The organism is Nitrosomonas sp. Nm132 (assembly GCF_900100485.1).
Lineage (GTDB): Bacteria > Pseudomonadota > Gammaproteobacteria > Burkholderiales > Nitrosomonadaceae > Nitrosomonas.
The window spans coordinates 37,125-57,955 of the sequence record NZ_FNDH01000004.1 but is presented as its reverse complement, the minus strand read 5'-3'; the positions used below and the strand labels follow the sequence as shown (position 1 = coordinate 57,955).

The window sequence follows — 20,831 nt, the reverse complement described above, 5'->3', positions numbered from 1 at the left end:
GGTGGTTGCCGAGAACAGTCGCTCGAAGGTTTGCTATATGGCCAGCGGGGTGGCGGTTATGCCGAAGTACACGTCCCGGCTCTGGCTGACTTCACCGCCAGTAATCTTGTGCCGCGCGTCGCCAAACGGCGCGAACATTTTGGCCATTGGATCATCAATCAGGATGTTGCGGTCGGCCAGGAACAGGATCTTCGGACGGCGGTATTCTCCGGTGCGGTTCCAGCGGCTGCTCCATAGCTTCCAGCAGATCTGGAAAGCCACGCAGGTCTTGCCGGTACCGGTGGCCAGGGTGGCGAGGATGCGCTTTTGACCCAGCAGGATGGCTTCGATCACACGGTGGATGGCGATTTGCTGGTAGTAGCGCGGCACCTTGCCGGAGCCGAGGTTAAACGGCTCCAACAGGTGCGAAGCCGCGTCTTGCGGCCATTGCGCCGCGGCCGTCAGGCGGGCAAACAGCTCGTCAGGCGTGGCATAGCGATCCACCTCGCGTTCGGTGCCGTTAATGTAGTCGATCTCGATGATGCGGTGGCCGTTGGTAGCGTAAGCGAACTTGAGCCCGAGGATTTCGGCATACTCGCGCGCCTGCTGCACACCCGTTTCAGCGGGCAGGCTGATCTCCTTGGCCTCGACCACGGCGAGCGGGTAGTCACGGCGATAGTACAGCAGGTAGTCGGCGCGCTTCTGTTTATTGCGGCGTACCTTGCCGCCAGCCACGATAATGCGGCCGCTGGTAAAGCTGCGTTGCTCACCGAGGGCGTGCGGCGCAGCGGCCCAACCTGCCTCGGCCAGCCGAGGCGTGACAAATTTGCGGCAGGTATCTGCTTCGGTCATCACGCCTTCACACATTGTCCCTCCCGTCATTCTTCCCCCCTCAGTCAATCAGAATCTTGAAACCGGTGATCAGCGCAACCAGCTCTATTTTGCGCACATTGCGCTTGAGCGCTACAAGCCCGTAGCCTTGCTTCATGATCGGCAGCCGCCGCCCTGCCAATGCGGCTGGTTCAGGCATTTCAGGCGCATCGGGGCGGCGGATATCAACAACACAGCGTTTCATCTTGTCTTACCAGATGGCATGGGCATAAAGGCGGAAGTATAGCAATGTGGCACAACTACAGCCAAGGTTTGCTGTCCACGGAAGATTGCTTGCCTGGCGTCTTGATCACCCAGCGCCTGAATCAAGTACCATCCAGTCCGCGCCCAAAGACACCTGATAAATCAGTCGCGTGATACTACCTGATGCCTTGCACGGTGGCATGCAAGGCGCTCAAGGGCCTGCTGATGGGTGTTGAATCTGCGCTCCCCTCATTACCCTTACTGCCAGCCGTAGCGGCGCGTGTAGAAACCCTTCATGAGCTGCGTCAGCGCCATGTAGCCCAGCAGGATCATCACCAGGATCGGGAAATAGCTCAGCGGCAACGCCTGCAGCTTGAAGTAGTGCGCCAGCGGTCCCATCGGCAGGAAGATGCCGACGGCCATCATGGCGCCTGTCATGATCAGAAGCGGCGCCGCCGCACGACTTTGGATGAACGGCAGCTTGGGCGTGCGGATCATGTGCACGATCAGGGTTTGGGTCAGCAGCCCGACGACGAACCAGCCGGACTGGAACAAGGTCTGTTCTTCCGGGGTATTGGCTGAGAATACGAACCACATCACGAAATAGCAGGTGATATCGAAAATGGAGCTGATCGGCCCGAAAAACACCATGAAACGGCCGATGTCGCTTGGCTGCCAGTGCTGTGGCTTTTTGATCATTTCTTCATCCACGTGATCGAACGGGATCGCGATCTGCGAGATGTCATAGAGCAGGTTCTGCACCAGCAAATGCATTGGCAACATCGGCAGGAACGGAATAAAGGCGCTGGCCACCAGCACCGAGAACACGTTGCCGAAATTTGAACTGGCCGTCATCTTGATGTACTTAAGCATGTTGACAAAGGTCTTGCGGCCCTCCACCACGCCTTCTTTCAGCACCATCAGACTCTTCTCCAGCAGAATGATATCCGCTGCCTCCTTGGCGATGTCCACCGCGGTGTCCACTGAAATGCCGATGTCCGCCGCGTGCAGCGCCGGGGCGTCGTTGATGCCGTCCCCCAGGAAGCCGACCACATGGCCGTTGGTTTTGAGCAGCCGCACGATGTGCGCCTTGTGCGCCGGGGTTAGCTTGGCGAAGACGTCATGGGTCTCCACCGCTTGCGCCAGCTCGGCATCGCTCATGCGCTCCACGTCCGAGCCGAGCAGCACGCCGTTGGGCTCCAACCCCACCTCCTTGCAGATCTTGGCGGTGACCAACTCGTTGTCGCCGGTCAGCACCTTGACCGCCACACCATACTCGGCCAGCGCCTGGAGCGCCGGCGCGGTGGATTCCTTCGGCGGATCGAGGAAGGCGACATAGCCGACCAGAATCAGCGCGTGCTCGTCGGTCACCCCATAGATTTCCTGCGTGGGCGGCAGTTCCTTGGCGGCCACAGCCACCACCCGCAGCCCTTGCTCGTTGAGGCCTGCCGTCATCGTGTGGATATGCGTCCGTAGGTCGGGCGTCAGCGGCTCGCTGGCATCGCCGTGACGCACCTGTGTACAAACGGACAAGATCTCCTCGACTGCACCTTTGGTAATGAGCAGATGGTGCTTGTCGCGCTCGGCTACCACTACTGACATGCGGCGGCGGGTGAAGTCGAACGGGATCTCATCAATTTTGCGGAAGGCCGTAGCGACTTCCAGCTTGCGGTGAACGTCGGCGTGCTCCAGTACAGCCACGTCCAGCACATTCTTGAGGCCGGTTTGGTAGTAACTGTTGAGGTAGGCCATCTCCAAGACGTCATCGGAATCCTTGCCCCAGACATCAATGTGCCGTGTCAGAAAAATCTTGTCCTGGGTTAGCGTGCCGGTCTTGTCGGTGCATAGCACGTCCATCGCACCGAAGTTCTGGATCGCATCAAGCCGCTTGACGATAACCTTTTTGCGCGACAGAAACACTGCGCCCTTGGCCAATGTTGACGTGACGATCATCGGCAGCATTTCCGGTGTCAGCCCCACGGCAATGGACAGCGCGAACAAAAGCGCCTCCATCCAGTCGCCCTTGGTAAAGCCGTTGATGAACAAAACGAGGGGAACCATCACGAACATGAAGCGGATCAGCAGCCAGCTCACCTTGTTCACGCCTGCCTGGAATGAGGTCGGCGCGCGGTCGGTGGCGGTGACGCGGCTGGCCAATGCCCCGAAGTAAGTACCGTTGCCGGTGCTGAGCACGACGGCCGTGGCCGCGCCGGACACCACGTTGGTGCCCATGAACAGGATGTTGTCCAGCTCCAGCGGGTTGATCGCCTTGGCATCGTGTTGCACGGCGAACTTCTCCACCGGCATCGACTCACCGGTCATTGCCGCCTGTGACACGAACAGGTCCTTCGCGGTCAATACTCGGCAGTCCGCGGGAATCATGTCGCCTGCCGACAGGACGATCACATCACCGGGCACCAGCAGTCTGATGGGCAGTTCGATTCTCTGGGCGGCTCTAACGTGCAAGTGTACACCGTAATACTGTTCGAACACTGGCGCGGCATCCTCGGACAGGTCGCGGCGGACCACGGTGGCCGTATTGCTGACCATCGCTTTCAAGGCGTCGGCAGCCTTGTTGGACTTGGCCTCCTGCCAGAAGCGCAACAGGGTCGAGAGCGCCACCATCGAGCCGATCACGATGGTAGCCTTGATATCCTCAGTCAGGTAGGAAATGACGGCCAGCAGCGTCAGCAGCAGGCTAAACGGGTTCTTATAGCAGTGCCACAGGTGAATCCACCACGGCAGCGGCTTCTCGTGTTCGACTTCGTTGAGGCCCACATGCTTGCGGATGGTCTCAGCCTGTGCTTCGGATAGTCCGTCGCTGTGGCTATCGAGCTGCTTGAACACGGCCCCCACATCACTGATGGCAGCGCTGACCAGGGCCTTGGTGAGGCTGGGCGGCGCCTCGCGGCTGATACCGGTGCCAGCTAAGCTCTCCAACAGCGCGCGTCGGCGGAAATGACGGGCAATATGGCGAGTGCGAAGGAACCTCGCGAAGAATTCTTTCAGGATGTTCAGCTTCATTTTCTTCTCCGGCGCCGCCCGCTGTCACCCTGATCCAGGAAGGTCAACGAACGAGTGTCAATCTAGGATTAGATATGATTCTATTCGTTTCTGTGTTAGACCATATACCTTTCTTTCTTTCACGGCAGAAAGGGAACGGACAGAGGTCGATGATGACAAACGATGTTTGTGGCTGAAAACCTATGGGGCAATCAGCCTTCCGTATCTTTAGGGGAAACGCAAGCGCGATGCAAGGTCGCAATATTTGATGCCGCCTCTTGCAGTCGGCAAGACAGCGGGGCAGGGAGAAGCCCATTCGATCTTGGTAGTAAGAAAAAACCCAAAAAGTAACATCATGGGGAAACTATATGGCTCAAATAATTGCCCTCCTGACTACTTGATATCACCGGGTTTAAAGGCCCTTCTCCTAAGAAAGTAAAATTTCCAGAAAGCCCCGTGATGTCTGTCCAAGTACCATTGAGTGATTCCGTGTTCATAGACACAAAAAATTGCCCGAGAAACCCACCACTTAAATGGGAGGTAAACCCAACATGGAATCGATTAGATAGACGGTCAAAATTAGCTGCGCCATGCGAGGGGACTTCGTAAGCGGAGGTTTTTTGGGTGCCTGTAAGCTCAAAAACAAATCCTTTGCTCGCGATATCAAAACACAAAACATCGGAAAAAGGATTAATTCTCCAGCAAAACACTCCCATGCTTTGGGCATGGAGCGTAAAGGGTAACAATAGTCCAATGAAACTACCTAAAACAACAATCAGCTTTTTCATCTTTTCCCCCTCCTGATATTGATAATCAAGTTGATGCCTCCAGGAACTAACTCACCATTTTTTAGATGGGTCGCATAGACGGGTATACGAAAAATAAACAACTTCCTGCAAAGAAGCAAAGAACCGACTCAACGTCAAAAACGGTGACAAGCGATCAAGAACCCGATTATCTCTGCCGATTAAAGTGTTCTATCGCGTCGAAGGAATACAACTATTTGAATGTAAAAGTGAGAAAAAATTCCACCCAACTAATCGTTGGTGGTGAATTCCTCGGCAATCGAGCAGTTCGAGAGCAAGGTGGGCTGAACACAGTGCGTTTTAGCGAAACTTGGTTTTTACAAGCTCTCAACTAAAACCGCAGTCCCGCTAACGGAAACCATCAACATGCCATTTTCCTTGCCGAGCACTTCATAATCGATATCGATGCCAATCACTGCGTTTGCACCGAGCTCCCGGGCGCGTTCCTGTAGTTCTTCCAGGGCTATAGCTCGCGCGCGCTGAAGTTCTTTCTCGTAGGTTCCGGAACGCCCGCCGACAAAATCCCGGATTCCTGCAAAAAGATCCTTTAACACATTGGCGCCCAGCACGGCTTCGCCAGCAACGATACCGCAGTATTTCGTGATGCGTTTGCCATCGATATTGGGGGTTGTTGTGAGTAACATGATGATCTCCAATGAAAAGGTTAGCTTACGAACAGCTATTCTTGCTGATTAGTAACGATCCTGCATTCCTCGCGTTTATCCAGAACGTCCCCTTTATGTTAGCCGGTGAGGCAACCAAAGCCGATGCCTCAATAGGGTAGGTGCGCTATCTTGCCGAAAAATTGGCAATGTTGTCATTTCCCGATGCAAAATCTGGAAAAAATCTCGCCTAGTAAATCATCTGCGGTGAACTCTCCGGTAATCGAGGACAATGCAAGTTGAGCAAGCCGTAATTCCTCCGCCAATAACTCCAATTGCCCACCACTTTCCACCCACGCGGTTGCATTGTCAAGGTGTGTTCTGGCTTTGCTCAGCGCCTGCAGATGTCGCTGCCGCGCCATAAACATGCCTTCTCCTGCAATATTGGACTGCCAACCGATCATCTCGAGCATTTTTGCACGCAGTAGCGCTAAGCCAGCACCTGTTCTAGCAGAAAGATAAACCATAGGCTTGCCTGGTTCTTCCTCGATCCGGGCACTTTCACTCACCAAATCAATTTTGTTAGAAACAGTAAGTAGCGGTAGCCCGGCCGGCAAGCTTTGCAGTACCTGCTGATCGGCATCGGTCAGGCCATAACGGCTGTCGATTAGCAACAATACCAGATCTGCTTTCCTGATGGCTGCGTGGGTGCGTGCAATACCACTTTTTTCAACAATATCCGTAGTTTCTCTCAAGCCGGCGGTATCAATAATGTGCAGCGGGATACCCTCGATCTGAATTAATTGCTGTATGGTATCGCGTGTCGTCCCGGGTACTTCCGTCACAATGGCGACATCATCACCCGCCAATCGGTTCATCAGGCTGGATTTACCGACATTAGGCTGTCCTACTAACACGACGTTCACTCCTTCTTGTAACAGATTGCCTTGGCGAGACGAACGCAAGACGTGCTCCAGCTTTTTACGGATATCCTGTAATTGGGTTGCCGCACGCGCCGATTCCAGGAAATCGATTTCTTCCTCTGGAAAATCCAAGGTGGCTTCGACCAGCATCCGTAAATCGATCAACGCACGTACCAGCGCCTGAATCGTTGCAGAAAACTCCCCTTGCAACGAGCGCATGGCGCAGCGTGCTGCGCCTGTTGTACTCGCATCGATCAGATCCGCCACGCTTTCAGCCTGTATCAAATCGAGTTTATTGTTGAGAAAGGCACGCAGGGTAAATTCGCCTGGTTCGGCGAATCTGGCGCCTAGGTGAAGGCAGCGTGATAATAATAGATTGATTACCGCCGGACCGCCATGACCTTGTAATTCCAGCACATCTTCGCCAGTGTAAGAATGGGGGGAAGGGTAGTAAATGGCAATTCCTTGATCGATTGATTGATCATTTTCATCAAGAAAATGACTCAAATGTGCACTACGCGGAGGAGGAATCGAGCCAAGAATGGCTTCAACGATGGTTTGTAGATTTCTGCCGGAAATCCGGACGATCCCAATGCCACCTCGTCCGGGTGGAGTGGCGATGGCAGCAATGATGTCATTGCTTTGCATACGGTTCTTGAGCGTAAGGTTTTAAGCCTTACTATTTAATAAAGGAATTGATAGAACGTAATACTTAACGCGAATTTATGAAATATTCGGGTTAATGCTTGTGACAGTGAGGTTTCTTCTCTAAAAATATCAGTGAGCATCTATGAATCAAAAGATGCTCACCCAGACAGAACAACATTTAAGATTTTCTTTTTTCTTTTACTATCTTTTTGCTGACTGTTTCCGCAGCAGGTTGTCCATACAACCGTGTTATTTGCCACTGCTGCAAAATAGATAGCACATTGTTCACCAACGAATACAATACGAGACCCGCTGGGAAGAAGAAGAAAAATGCACTGAACATGAGCGGCATAACCTGCATGACCTTTGCCTGTATTGGATCAGTCGGTTTGGGATTCAATCTATGTTGAATGAACATTGAAATCCCCATGAGAACAGGCAATACGTAGTAAGGGTCCGGAGAAGACAAATCCGTGATCCACATTGCGAACGGCGCATAACGTAACTCAACTGCAGCCAGCAATGTCCAGAATAGCGCGATGAACACGGGGATTTGAACCAGGATAGGAAGACACCCGCCCATCGGATTGATTTTTTCATCTTTGTAAAGCTGCATCATCGCTTGATGCATCTGTTGGCGATCGCCTTTGTACTGTTCCTGTATACGTTGTAGCTTAGGCGTCACCAAGCGCAGTCTTGCCATGGATCGATAACCTGCTGCTGACAACGGGAAAAATAAAATCTTGACCGTCATCGTGAGAAGAATGATGGCGATACCCCAATTACCAACCCACTCGTGATAAAACGAGAGCAGCCAAAATAATGGCACCGCAATCACCGTAAGCCATCCATAATCGACTGTAAGCTCGAGACCTGGCGCTAACGCTGCAAGCTTATCCTGCTCCTGTGGTCCTTCATAGAGCGGCATCGTCACACCCGCTGTTTGACCCGGCGCAATTGAGCCAACCGGAGCGATCACACCCGCAGCATACAGATTCTCATTTATCCGTTTTGTAAAATACTCCCGGGGTGTTTTCTGCTCGGGAAGCCAGGCTGAAACAAAATAATGCTCCAGCATGGCTATCCAGCCGTTATCTGCATTTTGTGGATAATCTGTTTTATTTTTGTCCAGATCAGAAAACTGTATTTTCTGAAACTTCCCTTCCTCGGTATAAATGGCAGCACCTAGGTAAGTAGGAATCATCATGGTTGCGCCAGCAGGCGCAACGTTATCGCGCAATATCTGGAAATAAGCAAACGGTCGAACGGTTGCTTCTCCAAGATTTTTTACCTCAAATTGAACATCGATGACGTAGCTTCCACGATGGAAAGTATAGATTTTAGCAACCTGTACGCCGTTTACTTCCGGAGCGACAAGACGAACCACAACTTTGTCCTGGCCAGCCGCCAAGTTATAACTATGCGTATCCGAATCTAGCTTGTATTCTGTTTTATGGTTAGGAAATCCATCTCCAATCAACCCGGATTGCGCTACGCTAATGTGAGAAGCCTGGCTTTGCAATAATGCATAAGGGATATTTTTACTTTCACTGGATGGATGGTGGAGTAATTCAAGGCGACGCAGATCTCCGCCTACGGTATCAATCTCGGCTACCACCATATCAGTAACAACTTTAACTTGCTCGCCTGTTGCCAGCAAACGTGGCGTTACCATTGATGGTGCCTCTTCTATCCCGGGCACCTGAGCGTTATCTGACTGTGAAGAAATCAGCGCATCGCCCGGAACAGGGAGCGCATCACGACTCTGCTGAGACGGTACATTTTCTGTGCTGACCGGTGAGTCAGCAGCCGATTTGTCTAGTTTCTCCCGCTCATTTATCCAGGAATTCCAAAGAAATAACAGCGATGTGCTAAAAATGATGATCAGTACAATTTTTTTTGTTTCCATCTTGATCCGGCCAAACGAGTTATAGCGATAATCTTGTTTAAAAAAGGTCTTTAGGGGACAGGGTCGTATCCACCCCGATTCCACGGATGACAACGTAAAATACGGCCTATGCTCAATATCGTTCCTTTGATAAACCCATATTTTATCAGTGCCTCTCTTGCATAACTTGAGCAAGTTGGGCTAAAACGACAGGAGGGTGGAAAAAAAGGACTAATGCAGTATTGATATAGCTTGATAAGACCTATCATCAATCGCGACATTGTTTCATCCTAAGTCTAAGTATCAGCATCTCGGCCTCCCGCCTAATACGAACGGAATCAATCTGAGTTAATGAGCGCTGTAGCCGAAAAACACAGTCCATTTTATCCAGTTCTTGCTGATGCATACGAAATACTTCTCTCAACAAACGTTTCAATCGATTTCGCCTTACTGCATGTCGCTCCAGCTTTTTTGCAACGATCAACCCCAGTCGGGGATAATCTAAACTACTCGGTTTTACATAGAACTGGAGAAAATCACCACTCACCGTGCACCTAAAACGAATAATAGACTGAAACTCCGTCGCTTTATGCAACCGATGTTTCTTAGATAGTGAATAATTCCTCACCTAACCATTCGATGGTGGCGCTTGTTTTATGTTACTTAGCCATCTTCTAGACACCCAAACGCGTCCGGCCTTTGGCCCTACGCGCGCGAATGACTGCTGCGCCACCGCGGGTTCTCATGCGTACAAGGAAGCCGTGTGTACGTTTCCTGCGAATAACAGATGGTTGGTATGTGCGTTTCATTTTTTATATATAAATTTAATTAATTGATAATACTCACCCAATAGAACCGCGTATTACAACCTGTTATGGGCATTGATGTCAACCTTATTTTCACAGTACAGGCAAGATAGGACTGAGGAAGCGCTCATTAACGAGAACACGAGCTTTGCGAATTTCGGCGTTGTCACCTATCAGACAGATAGGCGAATTCCTGAGCATCAATACAGAAATTTGCTTGTGTAGGCAATTAATCAGCGCTTTCCTGGCAGAAGCCCTCAATTCATTGCAATACCTGTACACCAGTACACTTGAACTCACTAAATCTTAAACAAATAATCACGACTCGAAATCATTTTGCTACAGTTTTAATCATTGATGGCAATGAGCATCGTTTTGCGTTCATTTTTTAGGAGCACCCATGATGACTAATATGAGTACCACCATTGAGCAGCGATCTCAGGATCGTCGATCAGCCATACCTTTTTTCTGCCCTTATCAATTGGGAATCAAGAAAGGAAGGCGTATTCACAAGCGACGCTCGGGCACAGGGCCCGCATATGTTGATGTTTATGCAAACCATCTCATGCTATGCACGATTGCAATCGTTCTGTTCAGCGCAATGGATGCCTTATTGACGCTTAATATTCTAGCCAGGGGAGGGGTAGAGCTTAACAGCTTCATGGCAAGCTTGATTGAAGATAGCACAGAAAAGTTTGTTCATTTCAAATTAGCGCTTTCTTCGCTGGCACTGATTTTCCTCGTTATTCACCATAATGTCGAACTGATTGCAAAACTCCAAGTCAGGCATTTGCTCTATCTAATATTGTCTGGCTACATCACGCTGATCAGCTACGAAGTTGCGCTGCTTGCAATGAGCAACGCTTGATAAACAATGCATTCCAAACTGCGAGTCAAGCTGACAAGGCTAGGATGATTAATTTTTTGCAACGAAATAGGTGGCAACCTTTTCTAGGTCATCAAGAATCAGCGTGCCCGCCACTAACCGTAATCGTAGATAGGCAAGCAGATAATTATACCGGGCTTCCGCCAGATCAACCTGTGCGGAAAAAAGCTGGCTTTGCGCGTCCAGCAAATCAAGATTGATACGTATGCCTCCCTGAATGCTTTTCTTGGTGGCTTGCACCAGCAAAAACGCTGAGTCGACCGCTAGTTCCAGTGACTCTATTCGTTTAATGCTGCTTTGCAATAGCTGATATTGTCTGCGCAATTCCACAAGAACTTTATCACTCATTGCATCCAAATCAGCTTGGGCACGTGCATGATTCGCTTGCGCCTGATGGGTGGTGGCAACGACTCTCCCGCCTGCATATAAGGGCAAGCTGACTTCTACACCAACGCTGGCAAAAGTTGCATCACGATTTGGCACAATAAAAGATGCAGAATTCTGTTTGTTCAGGCTTGCGACCAAATCAACGCGAGGGGTATGACCCGCGCGACTTTTTTTCACATCAAGTTGACTGGATGTCACGATATGCCGCTGGGTCACCAGTTCAGCATTGCGTTCAAGCGCCATCTCTCGCCAACTCTCAAAATCAGGTGGATGAATCGGTTGTGCTTTAAAAGAGCTGGATAATGAATCAAGCTGCGCCACCTCATGCCCTACTATTTTTTCTAAGGCTAAGCGGGCAACATCCAGTTCATCTTGCGTCTCAATCACTTGAGCTTCTGACAAAGCATGCCTGGATTGTGTCTCAAGCACATCCGTCTGAGTACCTTCGCCTCGCTTCAGCATGTTTTCATTGACCCGTTTTAATTCTTCTAACGCATTATTCTGTGCTTTTGCCAGGCTCAGGCGATCTTGAGCAAGCAGCGTTTTCGCATAGGCCTCCACCAATCGCACGACAAGCTCATAGCTTTGGCCCATAAATTTGGCTTGGCTGGAATTAGCCCGTGCATAGCCTTGATTATAAGCAGCCGCTGCTTCCATATTCAAAAGCGGTTGCCGCAATGTAAGGGTCGTCACTTGGCTATTGAAATCGAGATCTGATTTATCGGGAGTAAGCCGATTGTTATCATCAATCTTTTGTGTACCCCGACTCATCCCCTGCATATGAGTAACGGATAAGGTTGGCAACAGGCCCGCCCGGCCAAGCGCAATCGCTTGCTGACCCGCTTCATTTTCATGAATAGCCGAGCGAAATGTCGGGTCATTCCTCAATGCGGCTTCATAAGCCTCTAATAAGCCTATTGCCTGAATGCCCCCCGCCTGCCACAGCAAGGTAACAGCGCATACGGATAACAGGGATGGCTTAAACAAGCGCAGTGACACGGCTAATCTTCCACAAGCGAGGTATGAATTCGATCAAGAATGGGTTTTAACAGGTAATTCATCAGCGAACGTTCGCCGGTTTTTACAAAAATTTCCACGGGCATTCCTGCGCGTATTTGAAATTCAGTAAGCGATTTCATGCCTTCCGGTGTTACCTTGGCTTTCAACTGGTAATAAGGGATGCCCGTTTGCTCATCGATCAAACGATCCGCCGACACATGCGTCACAAACCCGGATATGCGCGGGATTTTATTTTGATTAAAGGCTGTAAATATGAAATCCACGTCAAGACCCGCATGTACTTTGTCAATAAGGTGAACCGGCACTTGCCCTTCAATGACCAGTAAATCTTCTGTTGGAACAATATCCATTATACGAAACCCTGGTCCAATGACTCCGCCGCGCGTGAAGATATTTATCCCCACCACGATACCATCAACCGGCGCTTTTACCAAAACGTTAGCCAATTCAAAATCCTGCGCCAATAGTCGACTATTAAGCGCTTCCGCCTCTCGCTGCACATCCGTCAATTGTTGCCGGACCTCTTTCTGATGCTCCTCCAGGCGCTGGATTCGGCGCAGATTAAGCTCTGAAATCTGCCGCTGGATACGACCGATATTGCCAGTATCCGCAAACATGTCGCCATTTAACTGGGCATGCGTACGCTCTAGCTCGAGCACACGATTTCGCGGTACATAGCCTTCTCGTGCCAATTCCCGCATATTATCAAGCTGCTCTTTCAGAAACTGCAGTTGCTGCTCCTTACTCCCGCGAGAAGATTCCAAGCCACGCAACTGAGCGCTCAGGCCTGCAATATTTTCATCCACCGCGGCTAATTCATGTTTCAGCACCGCGTTCCGTGAAATGAACAATTGTTTCTGCAACGCGACACTACCGATAGCGCGGGAATCATCTACTGAAGAAAGCAGAAAAGGGGGGAAATCAATGTCAGGTTTATTATCCCGCTCGGCAATCAACCTCGCTTCGACAGCTCTGGCAGTAATGAGCTGACCGCGCGTTACTTCTGCCAGTGCCTTAACCTGAATATCATTCATCTTCACGAGCACCTGACCGGCCTTGACCCTATCCCCTTCCTTCACCAGAATATCATCCACAATGCCGCCCGTTTGATGTTGCACTGCTTTACGATTAGTCGCCACCATCACCGATCCGGATAGCGGCACCCCCTTGTCTAACGGTGCCAAGGTTGCCCATAGCAAAAAGCCACCGACACCAACCAGAACGATCCACCAGCCGAAACGAGCATGGGTTGTTTCATCCGTCTGGACCGGACTTACGGCATCTATGACCGCAGCCTCAGTCGCTGTCGAATCTTTTTGACTTATGAGCTTCATATATTTCTATTCTATCCCTGCACGGTTACGTACTTAAGAAATCATTAAACATATACGTGGCGGCTTTATACACCTCTCTGTTTGCCAGTCATGTGAATGATGCCAAACCGGAACCTGCCTCTTTGCGCATGGATTCACTGCTGATCAAGCAGTCTGTTCCTTAGCCTGCCGTTGTGCTAATTGCGCTTGTTGCGCCTGCTGCTGTTGTTTACCTAATTCAGCCAGAACTTGATTAGTTGGCCCAAACATCTGAAGCACACCTTCGCGCAATAACAGCAGCTTGTTGGTCCCAGCAATAATACTGGTGCGATGGGTGATCACTACGATCGTTTTACCCCGCTTGCGCAAATCAATAATTGCCGCCAATAAAGCTTGCTCACCCACATCATCGAGATTGGAATTGGGCTCATCGAGCACAATCAGTGAGGGATCTCCATACAAAGCGCGCGCCAGACCAATACGCTGCTTCTGTCCACCGGAAAGGCCGCCGCCGCCATCTCCCAGCAACGTATCATAGCCTTTAGGCATGCTCAGAATCATTTCATGAACCCCTGCTCGCTTAGTTGCCAGAATCACCTTTTCAGAGTCGATCTCACCAAAACGCGCGATATTTTCACTAATGGTGCCAGCAAACAACTCGATATCCTGAGGCAAATAACCAATGTGGGGCCCCAGCTCATCCTTATTCCACTGGTATACATCTGCGCCATCGAGCCGCACCTTCCCCGCGGTAGCAGGCCATACCCCAACCAGCAAGCGCGCAAGCGTAGATTTGCCTGAGCCGCTTGGCCCAATGACACCCAATACTTCTCCGGCCGCAAGAGCAAATGTCAATCCCTTGATAACGGGTACTTTTGAGCCGGGCGGGGCTGCTATGACATTTTCAACCGACACGATGCCCTTCGGTTTGGGCAAGGCCATGCCAGGCTGACGGTCAGGATTCTCTTCGAGTAATTTTGTCAGCCGCTCATAGGCGCTGCGAGTATTTCCAAATTGCCGCCAGACGCTGATTAGCAACTGTACCGGACCAATCGCCTTACCCAGCAAAATTGAACCCGCAATCATCATGCCAGGAGAAATACTGTCATCGAGTACCAGCAGTGCACCCAGTCCCAGCATCAGTGATTGCAATGCAACCGAAGTCGCTTTGCTAAGCGCGCTGACCACCCCTGATTTTTCGCTTGCCTCTGCCTGTAAATTCAGAAATTTACCATGGAGTTTGTACCAACGCGCTTGCAAATTGGGCAGCATGCCCATTGCTTCGATCACCTCAGCATTACGCAAATTATTGGTAGCCAGCGTCGTCGAGGCGACTGCCATGGCATTGGCCTCAGCAAGCGGTTTATGTGATACTTTTTCGTTGATATAGGCAAGCAACACCAAGGCTACCGTGCCTAACAAAGCAAACACACCCAGCCAGACATTAAACAGAAAAATGACCAGAAGATAGATCGGAAACCAAGGTGCATCAAAAAAAGCAAATAAGGCGTTACCCGTCAGAAATTGGCGTAGATTAGTCAAATCTTGCAAAGCCTGGCCCGCATTACTATTACCTTGTCGCAAACTTTGCTCGAAAGCTGCGGTATACACACGCTTGTTCATTTTCAGATCAAACTGCGCACCCACCCGTATCAAAACAAAACTGCGAACATACTCCAGAGCGCCCATGAATACATAAGCGCCTAACATGATCAACGTCAGCATCAACAATGTCATTTCGTTGCGGCTTGTCAATACGCTGTCATAGAGCTGCAGCATGTATAAAGCTGGCATCAGCATCAGCAAATTAATGACTGCACTGAAAACACCAACAGTACGAAATGCGCGCCTAAAACTGATTAATATCTCTGCAAGTTCGTTATAAGGCGTATTTTTTGCTTTCATGTGAAAATGTTAATGTGCAACAGAATTTCCGGGACACCCAATATGCCAGAAAAATCAGTTGCCCTGTCATGTAAAAATCTATCCGTTGCGGAATATTACTTGGCTTGACTATAAAATCAAGTTTACTTTTGCTTTTATAGCAGAGAAGTTATTAGGCTATGGGTAATGTCTCTCGCCCGGGAAAAATATTTTTCTAAACAGCCATCAAGGCAGGTCCTCTTTCACCAGCAGAAATGGCCTGGGTGTATAGCCGAAATCACGCGATGCCTCCGAGCAATCAAACACCAGATCACGATTCATTCGCTCGGCCATCGCCACTGTCCAGTGGCGATAACGGGGTAATCGCCGCAATATATTGACTGCCAATCGAAAAGTCCAGCGAGGTATCGTTAACAAACAGGTCGGCTGATCCAATACCTTGAAGACCCGTTTGATCATTTCACGATAACTCATTATCTCCCCGCCGCTGATATTATAAGCCCGATTGGCTACATTACTTGCTAAAAATGCTGCAACGCAAGCGGCGGCCACATCCTCTACATGAACCGGCTGACGCAAGCCTTGCGCGCCCCCAAGCAAGGGAAAAAATTTAAAGCGACGAATAAATCGGACTATTTCAGTAATATTTTTATCCCGACCTTGTCCGTAAATGAGTGTCGGGCGCAGAATAATCCAGGTGATACCGCGCTGTTCGGCCCATGCGCGTAAATTTGCTTCTCCTTCTACGAGGCGTTGCGCCAACTTTTTTTCCCCACTGTCAGAAGAATCATCTTTGGTGAAAATACTCGTTGAAGACAATGCCACAATCCGTCGTGCCCCTTGTGCTGCCAGAAAATCGAAGTAAGCCGGCAATGTCCAGATCGGCGCTAAATATAACCATGAGGTTATTTCTTTATCACCCTTTTCCATAGAAAACCCGTACACTAGCTGATACCAGGCCACGGCCGGGCTCTGTAGCATGATTTCCGCTTCAATCTGCTGGCGGGAAAATGCTGCGGCCTGCCAGCCATGCTGTGCTAACAACGATAACACGCACTTTCCAACAGAACTGGTCGCGCCAAATACCCCCATGCATCGGTCAGCCACGTCGTAATCCCGATAGACTGCCAAGATGACTGATCGTGTGAAAGGCCACAACTGCCCCAAAACGTACCCATACGCCCACAGTAACGAGCCACATCAAAATACCAGGATATTGATCGCGAAAAAATTTCTGGTAAAAACGCACCATCCCCCGGTGTTTATGCCACGCAACAAAAATAGGGCGGGCCTGGCTGCACACGCCCTTGTAGTGCAATACCTGCACTTCGGGGACAAACAATATCTTCCAGCCTTTCTGTCGAAAACGCATGCACCAGTCGAGATCTTCACAGTGAAGAAAATAGCCCTCATCCCAGGCGCCAACTTCTTCGATGACTTCCCGGCGCACCAGCATTAGCGCACCTGAGATCGCTTCGACTTCAATCGGTTTCTCCGGCAACGGCTGATGATGTAAATGAAAATCAAAAAAAAGGCGTGGCCAATATTTAGCCAAGCGATGCAGTCCTATTGCTCGCACCAGTGAACGCCAGGGAGTCGGGATTGCGCGCCGGCTACCGCCTTGCTCACTCCCATCTGAATTGAGTAACTGCCCACCAACCATACCCACTCGGCTATCTGCCTCCATCACTTGCATCAGGCGCACCACAGCGCCGGGTGTCAACATACAATCTGGATTCAAAAACAAGATAAAGGGTGTTGTGGCTGCTTTCAGGCCAATATTACAACCCGCAGCAAATCCCACATTTTTATCGAGACGAATGATTTGCAAACGATGCTCCGCTGGAAACCTTTTTTCTAGCTCAACCAGACTTGAATCGGAGGAAGCATTGTCGACCACAATCACGTGCTGGGCTTGCTCTAGTGCCGCTTGAAGGCAATCCGCAAGCAAGCTACCGGCATTGTAGTTAACTATGACTAACGATACAGATTTAATATCGGAAATATACAATCTACTCAATCTTTCTATTCTAAAAAGAGAAAAATACCTTTAGTCTATTAAATCAAATTGAATAACAGAGGGGATAAAATTGACATCAGTACATCATCAAAAAACAGTACTATTTCCGAATAATATTCATTATTGAATTGTATCGCTTTAGTCTCTTTCTACTGCTCACAAGCGCATAATATATCGAATAACATCATTTTTCATACGGATTTCTAACTTAACTGATTTCTTACCAATGTTCTAACGAATAACTTCAGCGAGGGCAGATTTAATTGATCACAGCTCGATCGATCGGGTTAAGCGCAACCAGTGCCAAAGTTTGATTATGTTGCGTATAATGATCCCGTTAAGTCAGAAATCCATTAAATCTAGCCTGATCACGCATCAGGTTATTCTATTTTGAAATATTATATTTCAGTCTGAATCTAGCCAATCTGCTCGTTAATACCTCATGAACATTCCCTACCCAGAAAGTTTCCCGAGGGTGACCATTATCATCCGCAGTATCGATCGCCCAACACTCAGCGCCTCGCTTGATTCGGTAGCGGCCCAGGCTTACCCGCATATCGAAGTAATTGTAGTCAACGCTAAAGGGGGTAATCATACCGATCTTGGCCTAAGTTGTGGTCGCTTTCCTCTTCGCCTGATTAATCAGTCTGGATGCCTGTTAGGACGCAGTGCGGCAGCTAATGCGGGCTTGGATGCAGCAAATGGTGATCTGTTGGGCTTTCTAGACGATGATGATTTATTACTCCCTAATCATGTAGCGAGCCTCGTAAAAGCTTTATCCTCTCATCCAAATGCTGTTGCGGCTTATTCACGTGTCCGCGCAGAGAATCCGGATGGACACTTGCTGCATGAATTCGCCACTCCGTTTGATACCCTTTCTCTTTACCTAAACAATTTCTTACCGATCCATGCTGTGTTATTCCGGAGCCGAGTGCGTGCAGCAGAGGTACGCTTCGACGAGACATTGGATCTGTGCGAGGATTGGGATTTCTGGATACAAGTTGCCCAATATGGTGAATTCACCTTTGTAGATCAAGTAACAGCAATTTATCGCATCGGTGGAGGAAGTGGATTCGCTTTGACCGGCGATCCGGAACACGCCAGGGCAGCCGAGCTCAGCGTATGTGCAAAGTGGCAATCTCGCATGGATGCCACCATTTTTTATAACGTGGTTGGACGGGCGCGCGCTTGGCCCAAACTTCAGGAGCTGCAGGCTAATAACGATCACCTAGAATTCCAGGTAAAGGATTTGAAGCGCATGTTGAATGAAGCCCAGCAGGTCCATGCTGCATCGAATAACGATCCCTTAGAATTCCAGGTAAAGGATTTGAAACGCATGCTGAATGAAGCCCAGCAGGCCCATGCTGCATCGATCGAACTTTATGAAAATTCTTCCTCGTGGCGCCTGACCAGTCCCTTGCGTAGAACTGCCACTGTAGCACGGCAAGCCAAGCGGGCCTTGCACGGATTTTGCTTACTAGGTTGGCGCTGGCGTTTGCAGGTGATTGGCTGGCTTTTGACAGGGCAGCTAGCACCTGCTCGGCGCAAGCTATCTCTTGCTGCTCAAAGTGCAGAGGCATCGCTCAAAATGCCCCTATTACCGATCGCTGCCACACCCTCTATGTATAATGAACCCCCGAAATTCTCACCTCTCCCGATGAGCGTTGATATCGTGATCCCGATCTTCAATGGGTTTGAATTTCTTGAACCGCTGTTCGATGGTCTCGAGCGCGCGGCGAGTACTCCCTTCCGCTTACTCATATGTGATGATGCAAGCACAGACGAGCGTGTGTGGCCTTGGCTTGAGCAACGTTTGCATGATCTTCCCGAAACCGTCTTGTTGCGAAATACAAGTAATCTGGGTTTTGTGGGCACAGTAAATCGCCTCTTTGAATACGTCCAGCATGATTTTGTCTTACTCAATTCCGATGTGCAAGTTCCTCCATTCTGGCTGGAACGCCTATTTGCACCTATTCTTGTCAATCCGCAAACGGCAAGTGTCACCCCTTTTACAAATGCGGGAACAATTTGCAGTTTTCCTCATTTTTTTGTCGATAACCCCCTTCCCATGAGGATGACAGCAGTAGAGGTGGATAAGGTCTTCGCCCGCCTTAAGGATGTTCAAGCTATCGAAATTTCCTCCGGAGTCGGCTTCTGCATGGCGATTCGACTGGAAACCGCAAAGCGTATCGGCCTATTCGACCCAGCTTTTGGCAAGGGATACGGCGAAGAGAATGATTGGTGTCAAAGGGCCAGTGAATTGGGTTACCACCATGTGCTGGTACCCAACCTCTTCATACATCACAAACATGGCGGCTCATTCTCGTCACAGGAACGCCAGTCGCTAGCAAACCGGAATAAGACAATTTTACGAAAGCGCCATCCGGGACTATTCGAATATTACGAGGATTTCATCCGGCGCGACCCGATTCGTCCGCTGCGCGACTTCATGTATCTCATGGTCCTGGCGCAACAAGCTGATCGTTGCCCCTTGGTTGTAATCGACAATGTGATCGAGGGTGGAGCATACGCTTACAGTCACGAATTAATCGATAATACCCTTACGGCAGGAATACCCGTGCTACACTTGCTCGATGATTTCCGTACCGGTGAATTGCGCGCTGAATGGTTGTCACATGATGAGCGTTTTATCTTAAATTTCAGTGACTACAGTGCATGGGGTCGAGTCCTCACCGGTATTCAGCCTGAAAGCGTATTAATTAACAATCTTTATTCTTTTCGCCGGCCGATGGACTTTCTGCATTGGCTAGCAAATGAGCCAGCCTTCATGAATGAAGTTCCCCTAAGGATTGCCCTGCATGACTTCTTCATGCTTTGCCCCAGCCTATTTCTCATCGACAGTGAAAGGAATTTCTGTGGACTGCCCGATATCGCGACTTGTAATCGGTGCTTTAACCAATTGCATATGGATTTTCCTATTGGCGCCCAGTCGATTAGTGAGTGGCGCATGGCTTGGGCAAAGGCGTTAGCAGTAGTAGATGATATTATTGTTTTTTCTAATAGTACCCGCGATCTTTTTGCTCGCATCTATCCGGAATATGTAGAAAAGATCATCGTTCAACCCCATTCGATGAAGCAGTTTCACCATCACCCCATTGCGGTCGATCTCGATAAACCCCTTCATATTGGTATTGTTGGATCGATTGCCTGGCACAAGGGTTGGAATATTGTCAAGCAGCTGTGCGAGGAAATCGATTCTCGCCTTTTGCCCTTCCGGGTGACGGTAATCGGCACCCTAATTCCCAATTTTTCTGCAGCTTGCCTAAATGTGACGGGGCGCTATGAGCGGGCTATGTTGCCTTCTCTTATTGAAAAGTCGGGTGCAAATATTTTCTTGTTCCCATCAATTTGCCCTGAAACGTTCTCCTACGTTGCACACGAGCTAATCGCTTGTGAAGTGCCGCTATGCTGCTTTAACCTGGGTGCACCTGCTGAAGCTGCGGCAAACTATTGTTATGGCTTGGTACTTGATCAAGCTCCCCCTGCTGCATTACTTGCACAGATGGAGAGCTTTCGCAAACAGTTGTCCGTGCAAGCGAAAGGGAAGTCAGCTTAATTCTCAGTGGTTGTT

18 protein-coding genes are annotated in these 20,831 nt (G+C 49.7%); 3 read left to right on the top strand and 15 right to left on the bottom strand.

Annotation, left to right across the window (positions count from 1 at the left end; all coding sequences use genetic code 11):
- Positions 1-33: 33 nt before the first annotated feature.
- The 5 genes from BLP80_RS02680 to BLP80_RS02655 form a co-directional block, all read right to left on the bottom strand.
- On the bottom strand, positions 34-846 hold the full coding sequence (locus tag BLP80_RS02680) for a DEAD/DEAH box helicase family protein (RefSeq protein WP_218120351.1): 813 nt from the start codon (positions 844-846) through the stop codon (positions 34-36).
- A 25-nt stretch (positions 847-871) separates the two neighbouring features.
- Positions 872-1,054 (bottom strand): hypothetical protein, encoded by a 183-nt coding sequence (locus BLP80_RS02675; RefSeq protein ID WP_090539887.1) that lies wholly within the window; start codon positions 1,052-1,054, stop codon positions 872-874.
- A 257-nt stretch (positions 1,055-1,311) separates the two neighbouring features.
- Positions 1,312-4,077, bottom strand: coding sequence for a magnesium-translocating P-type ATPase (mgtA, locus tag BLP80_RS02670; RefSeq protein WP_090539884.1), 2,766 nt, complete (start codon positions 4,075-4,077; stop codon positions 1,312-1,314).
- Positions 4,078-4,409: 332 nt separating this feature from the next.
- Complete coding sequence (locus BLP80_RS02665) at positions 4,410-4,844, bottom strand: hypothetical protein (protein ID WP_090539882.1); 435 nt, start codon at positions 4,842-4,844, stop codon at positions 4,410-4,412.
- Positions 4,845-5,179: 335 nt separating this feature from the next.
- A complete protein-coding gene (locus BLP80_RS02655; protein ID WP_090539878.1) occupies positions 5,180-5,506 on the bottom strand; it encodes a heavy metal-binding domain-containing protein in 327 nt (108 codons plus the stop codon).
- An 11-nt stretch (positions 5,507-5,517) separates the two neighbouring features.
- Between BLP80_RS02655 and BLP80_RS16080 the strand changes: the two genes are divergently transcribed.
- Positions 5,518-5,646, top strand: coding sequence for a hypothetical protein (locus BLP80_RS16080; RefSeq protein ID WP_256203532.1), 129 nt, complete (start codon positions 5,518-5,520; stop codon positions 5,644-5,646).
- Between the two features lie 33 nt (positions 5,647-5,679).
- Here BLP80_RS16080 and mnmE read toward each other — a convergent pair whose 3' ends face one another.
- The 5 genes from mnmE to rpmH form a co-directional block, all read right to left on the bottom strand.
- Positions 5,680-7,035 (bottom strand): tRNA uridine-5-carboxymethylaminomethyl(34) synthesis GTPase MnmE, encoded by a 1,356-nt coding sequence (gene mnmE / locus BLP80_RS02650; protein WP_090539877.1) that lies wholly within the window; start codon positions 7,033-7,035, stop codon positions 5,680-5,682.
- A gap of 178 nt (positions 7,036-7,213) precedes the next feature.
- Positions 7,214-8,944, bottom strand: coding sequence for a membrane protein insertase YidC (gene yidC / locus BLP80_RS02645; protein WP_090539875.1), 1,731 nt, complete (start codon positions 8,942-8,944; stop codon positions 7,214-7,216).
- 50 nt (positions 8,945-8,994) lie between these two features.
- Positions 8,995-9,204 (bottom strand): membrane protein insertion efficiency factor YidD, encoded by a 210-nt coding sequence (gene yidD, locus BLP80_RS02640; RefSeq protein ID WP_090539873.1) that lies wholly within the window; start codon positions 9,202-9,204, stop codon positions 8,995-8,997.
- Positions 9,192-9,551, bottom strand: a complete 360-nt coding sequence (gene rnpA / locus BLP80_RS02635; protein WP_090539872.1) for a ribonuclease P protein component — start codon at positions 9,549-9,551, stop codon at positions 9,192-9,194. Before rnpA ends, yidD begins: the two co-directional genes overlap by 13 nt.
- A gap of 46 nt (positions 9,552-9,597) precedes the next feature.
- Positions 9,598-9,732, bottom strand: coding sequence for a 50S ribosomal protein L34 (rpmH, locus tag BLP80_RS02630; protein ID WP_090539870.1), 135 nt, complete (start codon positions 9,730-9,732; stop codon positions 9,598-9,600).
- Positions 9,733-10,129: 397 nt separating this feature from the next.
- Between rpmH and BLP80_RS02625 the strand changes: the two genes are divergently transcribed.
- On the top strand, positions 10,130-10,597 hold the full coding sequence (locus BLP80_RS02625; RefSeq protein WP_256324925.1) for a DUF5658 family protein: 468 nt from the start codon (positions 10,130-10,132) through the stop codon (positions 10,595-10,597).
- Between the two features lie 48 nt (positions 10,598-10,645).
- Here the strand turns inward: BLP80_RS02625 and BLP80_RS02620 are convergent, their stop codons facing one another.
- The 5 genes from BLP80_RS02620 to BLP80_RS02600 form a co-directional block, all read right to left on the bottom strand.
- Positions 10,646-12,001 carry a TolC family outer membrane protein gene (locus tag BLP80_RS02620; RefSeq protein ID WP_256324924.1) on the bottom strand — a complete coding sequence of 452 codons (1,356 nt, stop codon included), beginning with the start codon at positions 11,999-12,001 and terminating at the stop codon, positions 10,646-10,648.
- Positions 12,002-12,003: 2 nt separating this feature from the next.
- Positions 12,004-13,356 carry an HlyD family type I secretion periplasmic adaptor subunit gene (locus BLP80_RS02615; RefSeq protein WP_090539868.1) on the bottom strand — a complete coding sequence of 451 codons (1,353 nt, stop codon included), beginning with the start codon at positions 13,354-13,356 and terminating at the stop codon, positions 12,004-12,006.
- Between the two features lie 144 nt (positions 13,357-13,500).
- Positions 13,501-15,240 (bottom strand): type I secretion system permease/ATPase, encoded by a 1,740-nt coding sequence (locus BLP80_RS02610; protein WP_090539866.1) that lies wholly within the window; start codon positions 15,238-15,240, stop codon positions 13,501-13,503.
- Between the two features lie 204 nt (positions 15,241-15,444).
- Positions 15,445-16,326, bottom strand: a complete 882-nt coding sequence (locus tag BLP80_RS02605) for an NAD-dependent epimerase/dehydratase family protein (RefSeq protein WP_218120350.1) — start codon at positions 16,324-16,326, stop codon at positions 15,445-15,447.
- Positions 16,319-17,239: a glycosyltransferase family 2 protein gene (locus BLP80_RS02600; RefSeq protein WP_256324923.1), complete on the bottom strand. Its 921-nt coding sequence runs from the start codon at positions 17,237-17,239 to the stop codon at positions 16,319-16,321. The genes BLP80_RS02605 and BLP80_RS02600 overlap by 8 nt, the downstream gene beginning before the upstream one ends.
- Positions 17,240-17,681: 442 nt before the next feature.
- Between BLP80_RS02600 and BLP80_RS02595 the strand changes: the two genes are divergently transcribed.
- The gene (locus tag BLP80_RS02595) at positions 17,682-20,816 is read left to right on the top strand and encodes a glycosyltransferase (protein WP_090539862.1); all 3,135 of its coding nucleotides are present in this window, start codon (positions 17,682-17,684) and stop codon (positions 20,814-20,816) included.
- Positions 20,817-20,831: the final 15 nt, after the last annotated feature.

Bases quoted from the DNA above. Each gene is read 5' to 3' on its own strand.
- BLP80_RS02665 (WP_090539882.1), bottom strand. From the start codon at position 4,844: ATGAAAAAGCTGATTGTTGTTTTAGGTAGTTTCATTGGACTATTGTTA.
- BLP80_RS02610 (WP_090539866.1), bottom strand. From the start codon at position 15,240: ATGAAAGCAAAAAATACGCCTTATAACGAACTTGCAGAGATATTAATC.
- yidD (WP_090539873.1), bottom strand. From the start codon at position 9,204: ATGTCGCGATTGATGATAGGTCTTATCAAGCTATATCAATACTGCATT.
- BLP80_RS02655 (WP_090539878.1), bottom strand. From the start codon at position 5,506: ATGTTACTCACAACAACCCCCAATATCGATGGCAAACGCATCACGAAA.
- BLP80_RS16080 (WP_256203532.1), top strand. From the start codon at position 5,518: ATGAAAAGGTTAGCTTACGAACAGCTATTCTTGCTGATTAGTAACGAT.
- BLP80_RS02625 (WP_256324925.1), top strand. From the start codon at position 10,130: ATGATGACTAATATGAGTACCACCATTGAGCAGCGATCTCAGGATCGT.
- BLP80_RS02675 (WP_090539887.1), bottom strand. From the start codon at position 1,054: ATGAAACGCTGTGTTGTTGATATCCGCCGCCCCGATGCGCCTGAAATG.
- rpmH (WP_090539870.1), bottom strand. From the start codon at position 9,732: ATGAAACGCACATACCAACCATCTGTTATTCGCAGGAAACGTACACAC.
- BLP80_RS02680 (WP_218120351.1), bottom strand. From the start codon at position 846: ATGTGTGAAGGCGTGATGACCGAAGCAGATACCTGCCGCAAATTTGTC.
- BLP80_RS02595 (WP_090539862.1), top strand. From the start codon at position 17,682: ATGAACATTCCCTACCCAGAAAGTTTCCCGAGGGTGACCATTATCATC.
- mnmE (WP_090539877.1), bottom strand. From the start codon at position 7,035: ATGCAAAGCAATGACATCATTGCTGCCATCGCCACTCCACCCGGACGA.
- mgtA (WP_090539884.1), bottom strand. From the start codon at position 4,077: ATGAAGCTGAACATCCTGAAAGAATTCTTCGCGAGGTTCCTTCGCACT.
- yidC (WP_090539875.1), bottom strand. From the start codon at position 8,944: ATGGAAACAAAAAAAATTGTACTGATCATCATTTTTAGCACATCGCTG.
- BLP80_RS02615 (WP_090539868.1), bottom strand. From the start codon at position 13,356: ATGAAGCTCATAAGTCAAAAAGATTCGACAGCGACTGAGGCTGCGGTC.